The following is a 16,656-nucleotide window of genomic DNA, read 5'->3' as shown; positions in this document are numbered from 1 at the left end:
GTATCATCGAGACAGCTTAGTTCGCCGCCATTTTTTCGGCTGTAGGCGGAGTGCTGGTCGGTAGGGGTGCAGCAGGACAAACGATGGCCACCGTGGAAATGTCGAAGATAGATTTCACAGCAGCGACAGAGTGGGCAGGCCTGCTGGTCGCGTACGCGGAACCTTACAGTTCGTTCCTGCTTGCGGTGATGATTGCCGTGCCGTCGCTGATCGCTCTGTATTCAGGTAGCGCTACCAGCTTGGGAGAGGCATTCGTCCTCGGTCTGCTGGCCTTGTTCGCGGCAGGCCAGGGGGAGTCCGTTTTCGTCCTGCTTCTTTTCGGGATGGCAACTCTCGTGGCGATCAACGGCTTCCGGCGGCGGAGAGACGAACGTATACGGCTGGAGATGAAGAAGGACATCCGTGACCTCCGTACAAGGGTCGATGACTTTCTTGACGCGCTGGACCGCCGCACAAGGCATCTTGATCTTGCACTCGCGGCCGCGACGCCTAGTCGCGACCTGAGCGAAAACCGCGGGTCAAATGAGCACGACGGTGTACCGACGCGGCTCCACAACGGCTCACCCGATTCGCCCGTCTGACTCCCTTGCCTGAGACGGGCACAACGCGAAGGTCATCGTAATCGAATATCACTACATCATACTCGCGCGATGTGATGACGCCTGATTGATGCACGATACGGAGAATATACGCGTTGAGGATCGGCTCGTAAGTCTGGGTCAACGTCGTGCCACTTGCCCACTGTCGCTTTTAATTGGCCGGTGCGTACGTCGCTGTGAAAACGGCCAACGGAAAGAACAAATACGGAATATGCTTGCTCGTGAGTTGAACGGAATACGCCCGCACGCAAAAATGCCGGCACGAAGGCCGAGTGTGGGAGCGTGGCGTGAAACGGGTGGTGGAGCCTGAACTTTGACGAACTGGCGCTGATCGTAACGAAACCACCGCGGACCCGGCTTGGCTTTGCCGCGCAGTTGAAGACGTACTGCCTTGCCGGCCGCTTCGCCGAGCATGCGGGTGAAGTCGCGGCGGAACCCGTCGCCTATTTTGTCCGTAAGCCGCCTTCGGGGCGGCTGTCATTCTCGCCAGGGCGTCCGGCCGGCGTTCCCGGACGGCCGGGTTTCCAGGCAGCTTCCCCTTTCGTCTTCGCTGCCTTGATGCCGGCTTTCGTACGCTCGGAGATCAGAGCGCGTTCGAGCTGAGCAGCAGCACCGAGCACCTGGAGTGAAAACATCCCCTGCGGTGTCGAAGTGTCGATGGGGTCCCGCAGGGAGCGAAAATGCGCCCCTTGTCGGCGAGCTGCTCGACCACCTCGAGAAGATGGGTGACCGAGCGCGCCAGGCGGTCAAGCCGGACGACGACCGGGGCAGTTCGAAGGACTGGATACCCCTTTCTGGTGGATTGGCCGAGTGAAGAGATCCTTCGAAGCAGTATACCGAAAGGCGCAGGACGCGATGTATTCCCGGCTCCACAAGTACGTGGAAACGGGCGAGTTGGATGGCTTCGGCATGGTCTACTTAGGCCAGCAAGATGATAAGCTGCCGTGGTCGCCACCGGATCTGGTACCGCGCGATGCGGTGAAGGACTATCCAACCGACTTTGCACCGATCTCGGAGAAAGACCTAGACCTGCTCACGTCGCGAGGCGAACAGCTGACAGGCATTATCGTGGATCGATATCTCCCTGGTTTGATGCCATGAAATTTCCCGCGCGATGATAAAAGGCTTCGGGTGTCATTTCGCCCCGAGCCGGAACCGACCCCTAGCATGCTGCGGCGGAGTAGATTTCGTGTAAGCCGACCTCAAGTACCGCCGTCTCGCTCCCGAAATGCTCGGCATTGCTCCGGTAGACAATCTGCAACGGCGATTGCTGATCCAACACGCCACCAATGCTTGTCCCTGCGCTCGCACTAACGATGACATCCAGCGTCAGGCTGCAGACGTAACGCGTTTCGCCCGGGTGAATTACCAAATTCGGGGAGGTGAGAGATCGTTCTGGTATAATTGTACTGATTCACAATCACGTTTTCCCCCAGACCCTGCCAACCGACGTCATATGGACCGACACCTGTAATCTGAAGCGATACGTGGCGGGCGGTCGCTCGGCCCACATTAGTCAGGGCAAGCCTCAGTCTGGCTTCAAAGTGCCTCTCATGGGGTCGGCTAATGCCCTTGGTGAGCTCGTACTCGAGTACCAGATTTGGCGCGGCAGAACTGCGGATAGCGTCGACCACCTCGTAATGCTCCATCACGAAGTTTGATGCGCCAGCGCGTTTGTAATATTTGGCGTCGGCCTGTGATCTGTGCGGCCTCTGGTTGGATGCAGGCACATCCACCAATAGATATCCGCAGCCAAGGCGCTTGACCGAAGGAATGCTGTAGACCCGGATGCCACCGTGACGCGACTGCAGCAGATCTCCCACGGCTTGGGTCAGGGTAGTCAGGGCTTTGCCGAGGTCCTCAACGGGCATCAGCTCCCCAGCGCAGTCGATCCCTTCTTTTGATTTTCTGGCATCGACACCTATGACGAGAACTCCCCCGACAGCATTGGCGAATGCCGAGAGCGCGGCCCCGAGCGTCATCCTGTTGGGGCCATCGAGCAGGGCCCCTCTTGAACATCGATCCGCGTTTGAAATCCAGCGTCAGCGATTCCTGGACCTGGTCGAAGATCATTTGCTCCAGAAGGGCCTCACCCCCCTCTAGAATTGTCTGAGTATCCACGTCTTAGCTCCGGTTTCAGCTTCTTCGCCTCTAACACTTTTCTGCAGGAAACTGAAAGCGTGCTAACGAGGTCGAGGGCGCCCGGTCTTCGCGGTGAAAATCAATTCGCATTGAACCTCTCGCGTGACCACCCATGCGATCCACGACTGGCGGCCCTTGCAAAGTCTTCATCGACCTTTTGCCATATAAGATGATCATAGAGATCTCGCGCGATCCGACCATCGGCCGCGTCGGTATCTGCTCTTCGATATGAATTTCGTAGATGTGAGGGTCGTGGCTGTCTGGGCGAGCATGCTGTCGCGACCTACGCTCGACGGGTTAATGCGTCGAGAGAGTTGCGAACTTGAAGCACCATGTCCGCAACCATCTTGTCGGTCTGTTGTCTAACAACCTCTTGAGTCTCGAAGTCTTCGGATACCTTTTCGGGCACAAGCTCGAGCTTTGCGGCTATGAGCCTAGTCACCTTGTCCAGAGCATCTTCCAGGTACTCTGGCTCTATGTATTTCTTGCTGGCCAGTTCTTCTCGGAACGGCAATTTGCTGCCGCCAAATGTAGCCGATACCAAGTCGTAGATGAAGGCGATCGTCTCATCTCTGGTCATTATTTCGCTCGACATAATCAGTCCTTGATTGTTGCCAGTGCGCCAGAGTAGCAGTTAGTTGTCCTGGATCAATATACGTCCGAGTGCTCTCCAGCCACGTCTGTTTTTCGAGCATGTGAGCAGATCGTGAGTACTCAAGCGTGGAAGCCTGGATAGCGACAGAGCGCAGGGCGTGCTCACCGCTTGTCGCTACGCTCCTCTGCAAGGCTACGATACTGGGGCAATCTGAAATGGCGAAAACAGATAAGCTGAAACCGCTGGTTCTCGGCAAACTGCCTGTTGATGCACTGAAGCGAGCCGGAATCGCCGTCGGTGACGGTTCCTGCAGTACCTGGTTTATTGCAGAAAAATCCCGTGGATACCCGTTTTGCGGTGTCCTACGCCCTGCTGGATCCCGCGGGCCGCCGTGTCTCCATTCGCTGTTGAGCCCCGAGTTCTAGAGCAGCTTTTTCGAAGCTTCTACTTTTCCTGTAAGCGTCGCAGCATCGCGGCCTCTGACGACGCAACCCACAAGCCCTGGTTGGCGCTTATTACTCGGCGCATGGCGGAAGTAGGTTTCATCGCCGGGTTGCGGTACAGAAGATCAGAAATTTCATTCAAAAAGCGGTCGTCGTTAATTTCGGATCCGGCGGGACGCCCACGTGATTTCTTCGGGTTCATCAGCGACGCCTGCTGCGATTTCCGCCGCCTCATCCGGGTCAACGTCTTGGAACGAAAGAGGCTGCTTTGGCGCAGCCTCGTCAAAGGCGCTCTCCTGATAGAAATCCCGATGCGAGACGTTGAGCAGCGCGTTGTCCGGCAGGTTGTCGAACAGCGTGAAGAATTCGATATACTCCTTGAAGCGGGCGCCGTCAGCGGTCAGGCCGTTATAGAACAGCATGGACATCTCGTAATCGGAGAGCTGCGCCCGCATGATGCGGATGTACTTGGTCGTGGAGACCACTCTGTTCTGGTTCACGAACCGCACGAGATTGTAGAGGAATCGGTAATAATGGGCTAAATCCTTCTGGAAGGTGCCCCAGACTCTGCAATCGTAAGCATGAAGAGCGCGCTGACGCTCTTCTATCATCTCAACTCTCGTATACTCGGCTTGCATCACATCAAAGTAAAACTTGAAACACTCGCGGCCTCGAAGTGTGTCTTTGGTCTGCCCCCTCCACACGTCAATCGAGTTCACGATTGAGTTGTGGTAATTCAGCATCTGGAAGAAGGTTGCCTCGAACTGCTGCTTTCCAGCGCGGATACGGTCCTCTTTTTGTAGCTTCTCCAGCTTGAGCGCCTGTTCCTTTGCGCCGTGGATTTCGCGCTGTTGGAACACAATGGTCACGATAAGACCAATGACCGTCAGGAAGGTCAGGAATGGATTAAGTGTTCCGCCCAGGAAGTCGCCTAGGGTGCCTAGGTGCTGCTTGTCCCAATCTCGTGTAACCGCGTAAAAGAACACGAAGCCCATTGCCAACAGGACGACATAAGCGAGCACGGTAAGGGTACGCCGAGAGTCCCCATCCTTGGGTTCTATGATGTCGTTCATCGCCGGACCAATCCAGAACGCGACCGTGACTGCGAAGATGAGGATGCTCAACGCTAATTCGTAGGCCGGTAAGCTGGCATAAAAGAGATATGGCCAACCGATGTACGTCATGCCCGCATAGCAACCAGCGCTCACCGCCAGCCATGCGACGATCCTTACAAAATCAATTTTCACGAATCGTCCCCGATGTGATGTCCCGCTCGGACAATATTCGCGCCGGTTGCATTGTCGAGTGGATTTCGCGGCATCACGGGCGATATGCCCGCCGGCTAAGACCTCGGCGCCAAGGTCTGGATCAGCCAAAGCAGACGAAATGCTCTGGTCAATCCAGATGCTGTTACGTCATTGGGACTTCGTTGGAGCCTCCATGCCGGAACATGTCCGGGCAGCAATCAGGAAAATCTTGCGCCTTGATGTCTCAATTGCTGCCACGGCCGCGTTGAACTCAGCGATCTTGGACGACGAAGGTGGGACCACAGAGAGGCGGGTGCCTCGTGATTCTGTGCGTTAAAATCAAAAATAAGCTTCCGCCCGCGACGAGAAACGCTTGTGCCTGAGGTGCGTCGATATCGGAGTTCGACCTCATCACGAGACTTGAAAAATCGTTTGGTTCATCAACTTGTGGACTACATGCGAAGTATCCTGCAATCCATATCATTTATAGTGTTAGTTTCGACCTGCGAATCGGATCGGGGTCTCGTGAATGGCAGAAACTATCAATCGAGCACAAATGGCAGAAGACCTTTCCAATAAGGTGTTCGCCGAATTTTTATGGCAGAAGACCGGTCCGATGAACGAGAATTGGCCATGCGAGCAGCAGGAGTCTCACAACACCAAGAGTCATCCTACGGACGTCGTCTTCTATTATGATGAACCGTACTCCACGGTTCGACGATACATTCAGTGCGATTTGAAAAGTTACAGCAAGGACAGCATCAAGCGCCCTGCGGTCAAGGAGGCCATTCTCAGTCTTGCGAATCAGGTCTCATGCGCAGAGGCAAGTGAGGTTTGGCAAAAACGCTACACACATGCGTCGTCCGCGTTTGATATTTCCGGGCTGCTGTTCGTCTACAATCATGACAAGGAATTCCACAAGTCGTTTGATACATTAATTTCTGATATCCGGCCTGAGGACATCAAGCTTCCCCGAAAGTCGCGTCTTTACGTCCTTGGACCGGAAGAAATTAACTGGCTTCAACGTGTTGCGCGCGAGCTGCAACAAATGAGGGGCGACGAAGACGAAGCCAAGCGCCTTCCTCCGAGGGAACGTTGCGCGTTCTATTATCCGCAGCTAGTTAGAAATACTGTCGTGCGAAGCGAGCGTGCTCGGGCCGCAACCATGGAGATGTTGAAGTCTCCGTGGATAATCTTGGAACATTTCGACGACGAAGATGCGCGCCAAGGGTTTGTCATCTTCCATCGTCGTAAGACGACCGTAGAAGGATTGATGTATCTCATCGACTATTTGCGGCGACACGAGCTAATCGTGAGTAAGACGCGGTTTGATATCAAGGTGCAACCCGACGACAATGACGCCTCGGCTAATCTCCAAAAGGCAATCCAGGAATATGTGTCTTCCATACCCGGCGAAAATCAGGACACCGATTTCGCGAAACGTCTGTCGAAGATCAAGATTTCGCACGTGCCGGAGATATTGGCGTCCTATTCAACTACGGAAATGGGGATGAGCTATGCGGGATAAGCATCCACGTTTGTTCGCGACCGACAAGGAGCTTTACGATCTTATGTTCTCTGCAAAGCAGAGGATAACCGATGGCGTTCTCCATCGGCTTACCCGAGAACGTGGTGTCTTCTTCGGGTCTGCGACCAACCGTGGGGATTTGGCGGACTACATTTCGATGACTATCCACGATCTGCAGGATGTCATCGATTTGGTCAAAGACGCCGAACCGGGCACGCGAGGCGAACGAACGAGTTCGTTGACCGTCAAAATGAAGCTGGACGTCTCGGAGATCAAAGATGTCATACAAGAATATGCGAATACAGATGGAAAGAACGACAAGGTTGCGGTCCCACACAAAACGTCCGAAGCGGTAATCGCGACCGTGGGGTACAGCGAGTTCGATCTTTCCCGCACCACGTTGGCGCAGCGGCAGGACAAGGTCGCAAGCTTAGATTTCAGAATCGAAGACGACGGCGTCGTGATCCGTTTTCCCGCCAACGACAAGGGGCGAGAGCTCGTAGATATTCTTATCGAGAAGTTGGAAAGTAAGAAGAAAAGTGCGGTCCCACAAGAGCGCATCACCGTGGAAGATCTTTCACCAGAGAGCCGAACGCGGTTTTTCGTCAATCTCGTCACTAAAATGACTGGCTTTCGGTTGGATACCGTGACCAAGCTCAAGGTCTCGGCCGCATCCACAGAGATCGATGATCTCGACGCTGATGAAGATGGGGAGACCGCGGAGCAAGAAGTCGCAAAAAGTGCGATGATCAATCTAGTGAAAAACGTAGCGCTGAGCGGCAATGACCTGCTGGTGTCGAAACAGTACAAACAGATGGAAGAGGACGGCTTTTTCATAACGTCCATAAAGTGGGAAGCTACCCAGACGGCTCACCCCTTCGATAGAGTCGAGTTCGAGGCATCATTCGAAAATGCTCAGGAAGGAACGGGGTTTCAGTATCGAGCCAGACACTCTCGCCGGTCTGAGCGCACCGGCACATACCCCCACAACTTCAAGCTCCCGGATGACGGGGTTCGAAAAGTGCTATTTTCTCTTCTTGAACGGACCTCTCGAACGGTTCTGGCTGAGATTCGAAGAGGCCGGCCGATAGCTAAGGGCGGAAAGTGATGCGCGTTCGTTGGTACGGCTTGCAGACGGAACTCGAGGCGAGCGCTATTGCGGGCCACCTCAAGAACATGCCTTACAAAGACGGTTCCCCAGACGGTTTTGTTGTGGAACAGTTGCGACCCAATTTCCTTGAAGCATGCCTTATACAGCGGGTGCAGACAACGCACGAGACGATCGACCCATTTGGCCATGAGGAAAAGTACGAGATCGTCGAATATCTCCGGACGCATTTTCGTATCAGCCCGGAGACATCTAGCCTTGAGTTGCGAGACCCTGGGCGAACTGGCTCAAAGCTCGTTAGTCGGCTGCTGGAAGCATTGAACCACCGATTTGCGATCGAGCAATCATCCATAGACCCTTTGGCATGGGCAACCCGGTTTAGAGAAATCGTGGGAGTCTACGGAGCGATCGAACGGGTGCAAATTGGATCAGTAGCTATAGGTGAGAGTGCTGTCGGTCAGGTGCTAGTCAAGGGAAGTGGCGACATCGCCGATGCGGCGATCAAATTCGTTTCTCCAGCAGAATACTCGCTCGAAAAGGTGCAACTAAGGTTTCGCTCGGCAAGGGGATTGATTTCCTTCCAGAGGAACGCAAGCGTCGTGCTCTCCTCTAGCGTCGACGAGCAGTGGATGGATGCACTTCGCAACAGCTTGCGCGAAGTTCAGAGCCTTCGGGTCATTGACCGCTCATAACCTGTCTCGCTTTGCTGTCGGATTTTTCGTGGCGACTCAGCAAGCGACTCCTGGCATTTGGGTCTCTCATGCTGCCGCATGCTCCGAGGCTGACGTTTTAAACGCTTTTGCGCAGATGCTACAGTGACTCAAATTGGCAGGTTTCCAGCATCTTGGCAAACCTCCCCCTCCGACCCGACTGCGGACAGAAGCAAGCACTCGGCGAGGGATTAAGCGCACAAGGGATTGACGCAACGCCCGTTACAGAAGATCGCATAATGTATCCCCTGGAACATTCGCCCGTTGCCGTGGGAGGGAGTTCATGACGGAGACGTCTTGGGCGCGGACCCAACTGAATGTGTGGCGGAGAAATGGCGCCGGGTGTTGCTGATCACGAGGATCGGCTGTTGCGGACGGCTCGAAGCTCAGCAAGGAAGGCGGCAGCAATTTCGGTCGCCTCAGATGCTTCCGCGGTCGCCACGTCCATTCCGTGAGCTGCGCGGTTCATCGCGTGAAGGGCATTTCGGAACCGCTCGACTGTTTGGGGCGTTAGCCCGAGTCGCTGGAGCTCTGTCAGCAAAGTCCCAAGAGCCGCCGGTATCTCCCCCTCGGCCTGGTCGGCCATCAGCAAGCGGATTTCACGCTCAACCTCTATGCGCAGCTTCACGAGCGACATCAATGGGAACTCGCGTGCAAATTCCGCCTCGGTGGGCAGCTCTGTCTGCAATGGTTCGGGGAGGGCTGCAGAGAGCCTATATTCCGCAACGCCCATCGGCTTTGTTGAATCTCGGAGAGCGTATTCGACAATCACCTCATTCTTGCCTTTGCACAGAATAATGCCGATGCTCGGAGCGTCCATCTCGTGTCGAAGTTGGTCATCGACAGCGGAAAGATAGAAGTTCATCTTGCCGGCGAACTCCGGCTTGAATTCCTCGATCTTGAGCTCGACGACCACGAAGCAGCGCAGCCGCAAATGATAGAACAGTAGATCCAGATAATAGTCCTGCCCCCCAACCTCGAGATGATGCTGGCTGCCGACGAATGCGAAGCCTTTACCGAGCTCGAGGATCAAAGAGCGTAGGTGCTCGAGCAGCCCTTGCTCGAGTTCGCGCTCGGACATCGCCGGGCCGAGGGCAAGAAAATCGAAGCTGTAGGGATCTTTGATCAATTCTTGCGCCAGATCGGATTGCGGTGCAGGCAGTGTCCGCGCGAAATTGGTGAGTGCCTTCCCCTGTCGCTGGTACAGGCCGCTTTCGATCTGATGAACGAGAACGCTGCGGCTCCATCCATGTTCTACGGCCTGGCGGGCATACCAGAGCCGCTCTTCAGGGCCCTTCAGTGCCTCGATGAGTTTGACGTTATGGCCCCAGGGCAATTGTGCAACAAGTTGTTGCACGATTCCCTCCTCGGGGAATGCCTCCGCAAACGCGCGCATATATTTGAGGTTTCGCGGCGAAAGCCCCTTCATTTCTGGAAAATCGCGCCGGAGGTCCCTGGCGAGCCGATCGATGACGCGGGCGCCCCACCCTTCGGCGATCTGGCGTGCCAAGATATCGCGGCCGATGCTCCAGTAGAGCACGATGAGTTCTCGGTTAACAGCAACGGCCGCCTTCAGGCGAGCTGTTCGGATCCTCTCCTTAAGCTCGGCGAGCAGAGAGGCATAACCGTCAGATGAAGGAATGAGCGTGGTCATAAGTGATTCTTTAGCAGGCCGGGACCGAAAAAGCTCTACCGATCACAAACGCCGCCCAGTCATCCATCCTCTTAATGATATGCCCGCATGACGCGCAGGTCCGCGGTTCGATTCCGTTCAAGGCGAAAGAAGGTGGCGGAGTTGACGAGAAACCCATCAAGACGGTCCGAGCAGCACAGCGCCGATCGATCGCCCAAGGGGGTTTGCGCATCCAGGTATATAGGGGCACCTGAGTATCTTTCAGCCAGACCGTGAAGTCGCTGATTTCCGCCTTTGGCTTACCGCTATTCGGCGCATGCTTCCATTCGCCGAAGGTCGATGCCTGCTTGGTCGGACTGTGACTGCAGATCTACGACTGCCTGAAAATACCGCTCCAGTTCGAGCGGGTTGTTCGAAAGGCTTTCTGCTGCACGGAGATTTGCTTTGGCACTGTCAAACCTATGACAGCCCGCATCGAATGCGGCGAGAAGGACGTAAGCGTCGGACCGCTTTTGTGCGGACCACTTCTTCGTCGCTTTGACTGTTCCGATTTCCCTCGAGAAGCTCTCTGGGATTCTCCGCAGATCGGCGACATAAGTCGTCATATAGGAGAGTCGATCCCTCATCGCATTCACCTGAATCTGCAGTCTATCACGCTCACTGGTCAAGATTGCACTGGAAATCTGGAAATAGCCTGTTACCACAACAATGAGCAGCGCGGCGATCGCGCCGCCGATCTTAAGCAACTCTGTGCCCTGGCGCCAGAACGGTACCGTTAGTTGCCGCAACTGCGCCTCCAGGAGAGCTTTCTGCGCCTTTTCCAATCTGTTAAGTCTGCTCATCGATCAATCCCCGATTGTTGACCGATGCTTACTGCTGCTTCGTTATGATTACCTGACCTCCAATGGTTAAATGATTTACAAAAGCGATCGGCTCGTTATTAGCACGCGAGCTGTGACGGCGTGTTGAGGCGGGTTGCGGAGAAGCCCTGGTCCATCCGGTTGGGAAAGCGTTTTACAATCAGAGGCCCGAGGGGGCAGCTCCTTTCAAGAGCTTTCGGTATCATGCAATCGCTGGCTTCGTTCGGCGCGAATTAGAACACAAGCTCGCTACAGCGCCGAACATGCAGCACGACCATCGGCTCCGTAAACCATGCCGTGGTTACATGGGCTATAGGCCCGATGGTGATGACGTCGACCTTTGGGTTCCGCCGAAAGGGGTGATCGGCGTCGCGATGTAGTCTCCGTCGTTGCTCGGGCTTGAGCAGGGCTCGTGTCCGTGGGCGCGAACGCGGCACTCTTCCTCTCAGCCGATTTTCGAACGCCACCTTTTCCGCATTGAAGAGCTCGCCGGGCGGAGGGTCGGCGCATCCGCCTAAAAGGCAAATCGGCAAGATCATTGCAGGAGACAGTCTGCTGAGCACAATGCTGCTCCCGTTTAAAACACCGAGGCCCCGCAAGCGGGGCCTCGGTTGGTTGTCAATGACAGTGATAGCTTCCCGTCTTGTGATTGGTGTGGCAACCGTTTTCGTCAGTTCCCCCACTATGAGCGAAGACGTAGGTTGCACTGCTCAAAAGAATGAACACCGCTGCAGCATGCTTTATCAACTTCATGATGGCCTCTCCATTGCCATGCAACTTATACACGACGTAGAAATCTAGTCGATACTAAATTAGAAGTTTTAGAATCTAATGGCGTTGATAGATTGGTGCATAAATATCTTTGGGCCATCGAATGGCGCCGTCGCTCGGCAAAAAAGCGGTGCGTGTGTGGGGGGGCAACTTTGCTGAGTGAAATTGAAGTTACGTACTATCGCAGCCGAATTGACGACGTCCTGCGGCGAGGACGACTGACCGGATGGCAGCGCCAGTTTCTCATGGATATGCGTCAGAGGATTGAGCGCTACGGGACCCGTACGCGACTAAGTGAAAAGCAGATGACGACCCTGCGAGGGCTGACAAAGCTACCTGGCGAAGCTGATCTCTCCTTCATCAATCCGATGGCTGCCAACCGAGGATCTCACAGCTATCGGCCACCCAATTGTCGTAGGACGCGCAGTCGAGGTGGACCTATAACGAAATCAAATTTTCGGCGTTGTTGCTGATGATGATCGTGGTTTTCGGCGGACAGACGCTCACGGAGTGGCGACCGCGTTTCGACGCCTTTCAGCCCGCGGCTCCGCCGGACAGTTTCGCCACTCAGTCTTTCACAGTCACCGACGGCGATACCATTCGCATGAGTGATGGTACGCGCATTCGACTTGTCGGTTTCAATACGCCGGAAAAGTTTGGGCCCCAATGTTCGCGCGAGGCGGCACTTGGCACCCGGGCAAGCGAACGCCTGAGGCAGCTCGTCGCGTCTGGAAAGCCGACAGTGACAAGGGTTGCCTCTCCTGCAAACCTGGAACGGAAGGTACGGACAGATGCAACCACGGCCGGCGGTGTGGATCGCTCAAGGTCGATGGTGGTGATGTCGGAGACATCTTAGTCTCCGAAGGCTTGGCGGTCCCGTTTGTTTGCGGCGATACCAGTTGCCCGGCCACGCCCCGGCCATGGTGCGACTAAAGCCAGCGCAAACCTTCGAGCTTCACAGAGGGTTATTGCTGCACTGTGCGCGAGACGTAGGTTCCGTTGACCCAACCCTGCCTGCCAGAAGCATCGCGCACGTGAAACCAACCATTTTCCTGTTCGAGAATGACGAGTGTGATGCCGGTCGCCAGGACGTCGATTAGAAGGTAGTTTGCGGCTGGGCCTTCGCGGAGGTTCAGGTTCGTAGTCGTGACGCCTGTACCAAGGCCCGTCGGAGTGGGATTGTTGTTCGGCGATGTTTCTTCCCCGAAATCGAAAAGCTTTGGTTCTGCTTGTATCTCCCGGGTTTGCAACGATGGCAGAGGAACGTCTGAAAGGGGTTGCTCGGCTTGATCAGTCGCCGAAGCTGAAGGTATAGCGAGTGCCATCTGAGCAGCAGCGTCGAATGAGGCCTTAAACTCTGCGTCTATATTTTTGAATTGCCGCTCGGCTGAGGGCTCAGTGGAAAGGGCTTGATTTGTTGTTTCAATACCGCCGGAATTTGGCTCTGGCGCTTCAGATACAATCGGCGTTTGATTTGTTGTTGCACTCAACGATCGGGCTGGTTCACGGCGGCTGACTTCTATGGTCGATGAAACAGTGCGTTTGGGTTTTGCCGACAAATGTGCGAGCGCCGTTGCCGAGACGGTCATCCCCACAATGATCCAGAAATTTCGATAGGTCGCTGCCATCGATCAGACCGTACCCATATCAACTTCGAGCTGCTTCAGCCGTCGATAGGCTTCGGTTAGGCCTTGAGGGGGTGACTTTACGAGTGAGCGTGCATCGTCTGCCAACCGGTGCAGCTCATCAGGCGCCCGATGGAGCTCCCTTTCCAATTCGGCGCGCTTCTTCCCGATTTCGGACTTAATCTGTTGAATCGCCTGCGGGTCCGTTGGAATGGCATTGTTGAAGACGAACTTTCTCTCGATCGAGCGCGCCCAGCCCATGACGTCGGCTGCGAGCGATGGGCCAAAACCAGGGACGTTGGTGATCGGGCGCTGCATGACGTCCCAGGCATCTTCGAAGCCGAAGGATGCCAGCGTTGCCTTGCGACCGGCGCCTATCTTAGGAATTTTCGTGCGCTCGATTAGGTGCGACTCCATGTGTTTCTGCATCTGGAGCTGACGCTTCTTCTGCTCAAGTGCCTTCAGTTTTGCTTGCTCCTGCCCCGGTAGCTCAGAGTGAGCTGTTGCTACGCTGAGATAGTGATTTTTTCTTTCCTCGAACTTCCCGGGGCCGGCATGAGCGATCCATGCCTTTCGCTCTGACTCCCAAACCGATTGGGCGTTCGCATGCTCGGCGGCAAATGTTCGCGTTAAATCGAGAGAGCGAAGGGTCAGGAAGCCAGCGCCGGCCATAAGCGCAGCTCCCCAAAAGCCCTGAATGGACGTCATCAGGTAGAAGCCGATAATAATCGCAATGATGCCAGCGACAGCGGTGACCGTTCTTTCGGATCGAGCTTGCTGACCCGCTGGGGAAACCGTCAGACTCAAGAGTGGCTCTACAATTTTCTCTGGTTCGGGAGGCTTCCCGGGTGCTGGTATGCCGCGGATCGCCGTTAGGAGTTGGCCGATATCCATGACCGGGGCAGTGGGCGAGTACTGCGCGACGAACAACGATCGCCCCATCGACCGTTCAATCGAGCACCAGGGACAGGTGGAGAGACTACCTGCATATGAATGCGCCCGATCGGCGGTGCATGCCTTAAGGCTAGCTTCGACTGACGTTAGCAGCGTCACCCATTCCGAGGCGAGTGGTCGGCCATTAGTATGTTTCGTCGGCAAGCGGAAAGCTGTTTCGAAAGCGCGGGCCATTTCTTTCCCATAGTCGTACAGCGCCGGGACGTAGGGCGGTGGCTCCATCATTGTTTCTGCGCGGCGTTCGCTATAGGCAAAGCGGCCTTCCCCAATAGCCTTCCGAATGTCCATATCGCCCTTGCCGCGATAGCGCCCTGCGAAGGGGTGACGCCCGAGAAATAACAACTGGAAAAGCAGGACTGCTAACCCAAAATTATCGTGGTTAGGTATGCGATCCGTTTGGTCGAGCGATGCGCCCTGCAGCTCCGGGGGGGTATACTCCGGAACGCCGACTAAACATCGATAGAACTTTGATTGCGAACGGAATTGAAACGAGTCGCTGTCGATCAGAGTGACCAACGCCTTCTCAGACACGAGGACGCCGGAATGGTTGATATCACCGATTACGCATCCGGTCGCGTGCACACTTGCGATCGCTCGCGCCAGATTGATGGCGGCTCTGATCAGGAAGTTTGCGTCGGCCGTCGGAAACTCGGTCTTACGACTGGCAGGCCCATAAAGATCATGAACGCTTTTGAAACCGTTCACCTTCTTCATCGTGAATCCCAGGAACTCGCCGCGTGGGGATTTCAGGGTATCGACCGGAAACGCGACGAAAGACGTGCTCATATGCAGGCGAGCCGAAACCATCGCATCGACCTTTTCTCGTCGGTCGGCGGCCTTCCCGCGAAGATAAATCTTCGCAACGAGGTCGGGCGCTTCGACGATGTGGTGGACAGCTCCCTCTCCACCCTTCGCGACGAGGCCGCCCAGTGTCAACTTTCGACCATCGGACGAGACGACGACGGTCATGTTCTGACGCCGAGAATAAGCGATTTGTCGTCATCGGTGCGCTCGCACACGTTCGGGCTATCCAGATAGTGTTTCAATGCTGCGGAGAGAACCCTGTCCGGCCCCTCGAGGAGTGAACTTTTTAGGGGCGCCAGCATCCGATTGAAAAATGGCGCATGCGCCGATCTGGTGGCATGTTCGAGCACCAGGCGTTCGATGCCGTCCGAAAACAGAGCGAATTCGTCGATGGCCTCGTTAATGCGCAGATAGTTGAGGTTTGGTTGGGGGTCGTCAGTCACAAATGCTGTCGTCGACGCGTACTCACCATGGTATGGCCAGGAAGGCACCTCCCATTCGTCCGATCCCGCCGTCTTCCAGACTGCGGCGCCGTCGCCGATATGGATCACAATCGACGTTTGCGGGCTTGCGACTACCGCTACCATTGTCGAGGCGAAGTCCCGCGGCCGAAGCGCCATGGCGTTCGCCTTGGCGTTTAACGCCTCTCGGATCCCATCAAGCCAGCTCCAGACATGTTCTTCGACCAATTCTTCGAGAGGCTTCGTAATCAGGAACTCTCGGCATGCCCGAAAAAACGAAAGACATACGAGCTTGGATCCGGCCCCCGCATGTGACGCGCTGCCTGCCCCGTCCGCGACGACCGCGGTCATAATTGGGCCCTCTGGCCGGATGAAAAGCTTTGCGCCGGCATAATCCTGACATGGGGTATCCGTCTTCACATGCGAAGTGCCAATGGACCGTGCGCATGCCCATCGCCAGCTGCTGGTCATGCAATCGACGCCCATCCGTCCGGAGTAGCCGGGTTTGCGAGCGGAACAGCGTCCCCTGGATTGGAGTGGGATACAGAGCCGAGTGAGCTTGAAAGCCAGGAAAACAGATCACGAAAGCGCAGCTCCTTCAGCGCCAACGGCTGTCGAACTGAAATCTGTGACAGGATCTCCATGTTGGCGCCCTGCACACCGACCGCAAAGAATGAAAACGCCTTCTCGGCTTCACCCGCTTTCACCGCATTGGCTGCGCCGTTCCATGCATCCGTTGGCGCGCCGTCCGTGATGAGGAAGATCCAGGGCCGGTAATAAGAGATCCCGTTCTGTTTGTAGCTGTCCTTTCTCCGCCGGAGCATATCAAGTCCGGTCTCTATAGCGCGTCCCATCGGAGTGTCGCCTTGCGACGAGAGCTCAGGCGGGTTCCAGTGATGTATGCCTTCGAAGTCGTTCGCGACCGCAACTGGTCCGAATGTTACAATGCCTACTTCGACCCTCTTGGCAGCCAGGGAGTCTGCGTAGAGTTCGTCCCTGAATTGAACGAGCCCTTCATTTAGCTCCTTCAAGGGTTCTCCGCGCATCGAACCCGAGACATCGAGGAGCAATAGGCAGGGGCACCGCGGTTCCGGATTATCGACGAACTCAGCACCTTCGAAGGGTTGTTGCTCAAATGGATTGGCCATGGTTTGTTCTTTCAAATCGTTGGAATTG

General features: G+C 55.5%; 15 protein-coding genes and 1 pseudogene. 5 read left to right on the top strand and 11 right to left on the bottom strand.

Annotated features, from left to right (window positions below):
• The first annotated feature begins 83 nt into the window (after positions 1-83).
• A complete protein-coding gene (locus M728_RS28200; RefSeq protein ID WP_026622600.1) occupies positions 84-581 on the top strand; it encodes a hypothetical protein in 498 nt (165 codons plus the stop codon).
• A 472-nt stretch (positions 582-1,053) separates the two neighbouring features.
• Here the strand turns inward: M728_RS28200 and M728_RS28195 are convergent.
• A pseudogene (locus M728_RS28195) lies at positions 1,054-1,362 on the bottom strand (recombinase family protein); the annotation flags it as partial.
• 47 nt (positions 1,363-1,409) lie between these two features.
• Between M728_RS28195 and M728_RS28190 the strand changes: the two are divergent.
• Positions 1,410-1,700: a hypothetical protein gene (locus M728_RS28190; RefSeq protein WP_026622598.1), complete on the top strand. Its 291-nt coding sequence runs from the start codon at positions 1,410-1,412 to the stop codon at positions 1,698-1,700.
• Positions 1,701-1,909: 209 nt separating this feature from the next.
• Here the strand turns inward: M728_RS28190 and M728_RS28185 are convergent, their stop codons facing one another.
• The 3 genes from M728_RS28185 to M728_RS28175 form a co-directional block, all read right to left on the bottom strand.
• Positions 1,910-2,581 carry a helix-turn-helix domain-containing protein gene (locus M728_RS28185; protein ID WP_026622597.1) on the bottom strand — a complete coding sequence of 224 codons (672 nt, stop codon included), beginning with the start codon at positions 2,579-2,581 and terminating at the stop codon, positions 1,910-1,912.
• Between the two features lie 443 nt (positions 2,582-3,024).
• The gene (locus M728_RS28180; RefSeq protein WP_156943549.1) at positions 3,025-3,321 is read right to left on the bottom strand and encodes a hypothetical protein; all 297 of its coding nucleotides are present in this window, start codon (positions 3,319-3,321) and stop codon (positions 3,025-3,027) included.
• A gap of 613 nt (positions 3,322-3,934) precedes the next feature.
• Positions 3,935-5,026: a putative phage abortive infection protein gene (locus M728_RS28175; RefSeq protein WP_156943548.1), complete on the bottom strand. Its 1,092-nt coding sequence runs from the start codon at positions 5,024-5,026 to the stop codon at positions 3,935-3,937.
• A gap of 529 nt (positions 5,027-5,555) precedes the next feature.
• Here M728_RS28175 and M728_RS28170 point away from each other — a divergent pair.
• The 3 genes from M728_RS28170 to M728_RS28160 are packed head-to-tail and all read left to right on the top strand — an operon-like array spanning position 5,556 to position 8,354.
• Positions 5,556-6,554, top strand: a complete 999-nt coding sequence (locus M728_RS28170) for a hypothetical protein (protein WP_026622595.1) — start codon at positions 5,556-5,558, stop codon at positions 6,552-6,554.
• On the top strand, positions 6,544-7,662 hold the full coding sequence (locus M728_RS28165; RefSeq protein WP_026622594.1) for a hypothetical protein: 1,119 nt from the start codon (positions 6,544-6,546) through the stop codon (positions 7,660-7,662). The genes M728_RS28170 and M728_RS28165 overlap by 11 nt, the downstream gene beginning before the upstream one ends.
• Positions 7,662-8,354, top strand: coding sequence for a hypothetical protein (locus M728_RS28160; RefSeq protein WP_026622593.1), 693 nt, complete (start codon positions 7,662-7,664; stop codon positions 8,352-8,354). The genes M728_RS28165 and M728_RS28160 overlap by 1 nt, the downstream gene beginning before the upstream one ends.
• 370 nt (positions 8,355-8,724) lie before the next feature.
• Here the strand turns inward: M728_RS28160 and M728_RS28155 are convergent, their stop codons facing one another.
• From M728_RS28155 to M728_RS28125, 7 genes are all read right to left on the bottom strand, one after another.
• Positions 8,725-10,026: a YhcG family protein gene (locus tag M728_RS28155; protein WP_026622592.1), complete on the bottom strand. Its 1,302-nt coding sequence runs from the start codon at positions 10,024-10,026 to the stop codon at positions 8,725-8,727.
• A 284-nt stretch (positions 10,027-10,310) separates the two neighbouring features.
• Complete coding sequence (locus M728_RS28150; protein WP_026622591.1) at positions 10,311-10,847, bottom strand: hypothetical protein; 537 nt, start codon at positions 10,845-10,847, stop codon at positions 10,311-10,313.
• 636 nt (positions 10,848-11,483) lie between these two features.
• Entirely contained in the window at positions 11,484-11,618 is a 135-nt protein-coding gene (locus M728_RS28145) for a YHYH domain-containing protein (protein ID WP_156943547.1), read from the bottom strand.
• A 983-nt stretch (positions 11,619-12,601) separates the two neighbouring features.
• Complete coding sequence (locus tag M728_RS28140; protein WP_084044653.1) at positions 12,602-13,264, bottom strand: SH3 domain-containing protein; 663 nt, start codon at positions 13,262-13,264, stop codon at positions 12,602-12,604.
• Between the two features lie 3 nt (positions 13,265-13,267).
• Positions 13,268-15,184: a helix-hairpin-helix domain-containing protein gene (locus M728_RS28135; protein ID WP_026622588.1), complete on the bottom strand. Its 1,917-nt coding sequence runs from the start codon at positions 15,182-15,184 to the stop codon at positions 13,268-13,270.
• Positions 15,181-15,951: a PP2C family serine/threonine-protein phosphatase gene (locus tag M728_RS28130; protein WP_034884339.1), complete on the bottom strand. Its 771-nt coding sequence runs from the start codon at positions 15,949-15,951 to the stop codon at positions 15,181-15,183. Before M728_RS28130 ends, M728_RS28135 begins: the two co-directional genes overlap by 4 nt.
• Positions 15,948-16,628, bottom strand: coding sequence for a VWA domain-containing protein (locus M728_RS28125; RefSeq protein WP_026622586.1), 681 nt, complete (start codon positions 16,626-16,628; stop codon positions 15,948-15,950). Before M728_RS28125 ends, M728_RS28130 begins: the two co-directional genes overlap by 4 nt.
• Between the last annotated feature and the right edge of the window lie 28 nt (positions 16,629-16,656).

Source organism: Ensifer sp. WSM1721, from assembly GCF_000513895.2.
Lineage (GTDB): Bacteria > Pseudomonadota > Alphaproteobacteria > Rhizobiales > Rhizobiaceae > Sinorhizobium.
The sequence above is the reverse complement of the archived record's forward strand: the minus strand, read 5'-3'. Positions and strand labels throughout refer to the sequence as shown.

Excerpts from the sequence above, each read along its gene's own strand:
- M728_RS28180 (WP_156943549.1), bottom strand. The coding sequence starts at position 3,321 with ATGACCAGAGATGAGACGATCGCCTTCATCTACGACTTGGTATCGGCT.
- M728_RS28150 (WP_026622591.1), bottom strand. The coding sequence starts at position 10,847 with ATGAGCAGACTTAACAGATTGGAAAAGGCGCAGAAAGCTCTCCTGGAG.
- M728_RS28145 (WP_156943547.1), bottom strand. The coding sequence starts at position 11,618 with ATGAAGTTGATAAAGCATGCTGCAGCGGTGTTCATTCTTTTGAGCAGT.
- M728_RS28170 (WP_026622595.1), top strand. The coding sequence starts at position 5,556 with ATGGCAGAAACTATCAATCGAGCACAAATGGCAGAAGACCTTTCCAAT.
- M728_RS28200 (WP_026622600.1), top strand. The coding sequence starts at position 84 with ATGGCCACCGTGGAAATGTCGAAGATAGATTTCACAGCAGCGACAGAG.
- M728_RS28135 (WP_026622588.1), bottom strand. The coding sequence starts at position 15,184 with ATGACCGTCGTCGTCTCGTCCGATGGTCGAAAGTTGACACTGGGCGGC.
- M728_RS28185 (WP_026622597.1), bottom strand. The coding sequence starts at position 2,581 with ATGACGCTCGGGGCCGCGCTCTCGGCATTCGCCAATGCTGTCGGGGGA.
- M728_RS28130 (WP_034884339.1), bottom strand. The coding sequence starts at position 15,951 with ATGACCAGCAGCTGGCGATGGGCATGCGCACGGTCCATTGGCACTTCG.
- M728_RS28165 (WP_026622594.1), top strand. The coding sequence starts at position 6,544 with ATGCGGGATAAGCATCCACGTTTGTTCGCGACCGACAAGGAGCTTTAC.
- M728_RS28125 (WP_026622586.1), bottom strand. The coding sequence starts at position 16,628 with ATGGCCAATCCATTTGAGCAACAACCCTTCGAAGGTGCTGAGTTCGTC.
- M728_RS28140 (WP_084044653.1), bottom strand. The coding sequence starts at position 13,264 with ATGGCAGCGACCTATCGAAATTTCTGGATCATTGTGGGGATGACCGTC.
- M728_RS28160 (WP_026622593.1), top strand. The coding sequence starts at position 7,662 with ATGCGCGTTCGTTGGTACGGCTTGCAGACGGAACTCGAGGCGAGCGCT.
- M728_RS28155 (WP_026622592.1), bottom strand. The coding sequence starts at position 10,026 with ATGACCACGCTCATTCCTTCATCTGACGGTTATGCCTCTCTGCTCGCC.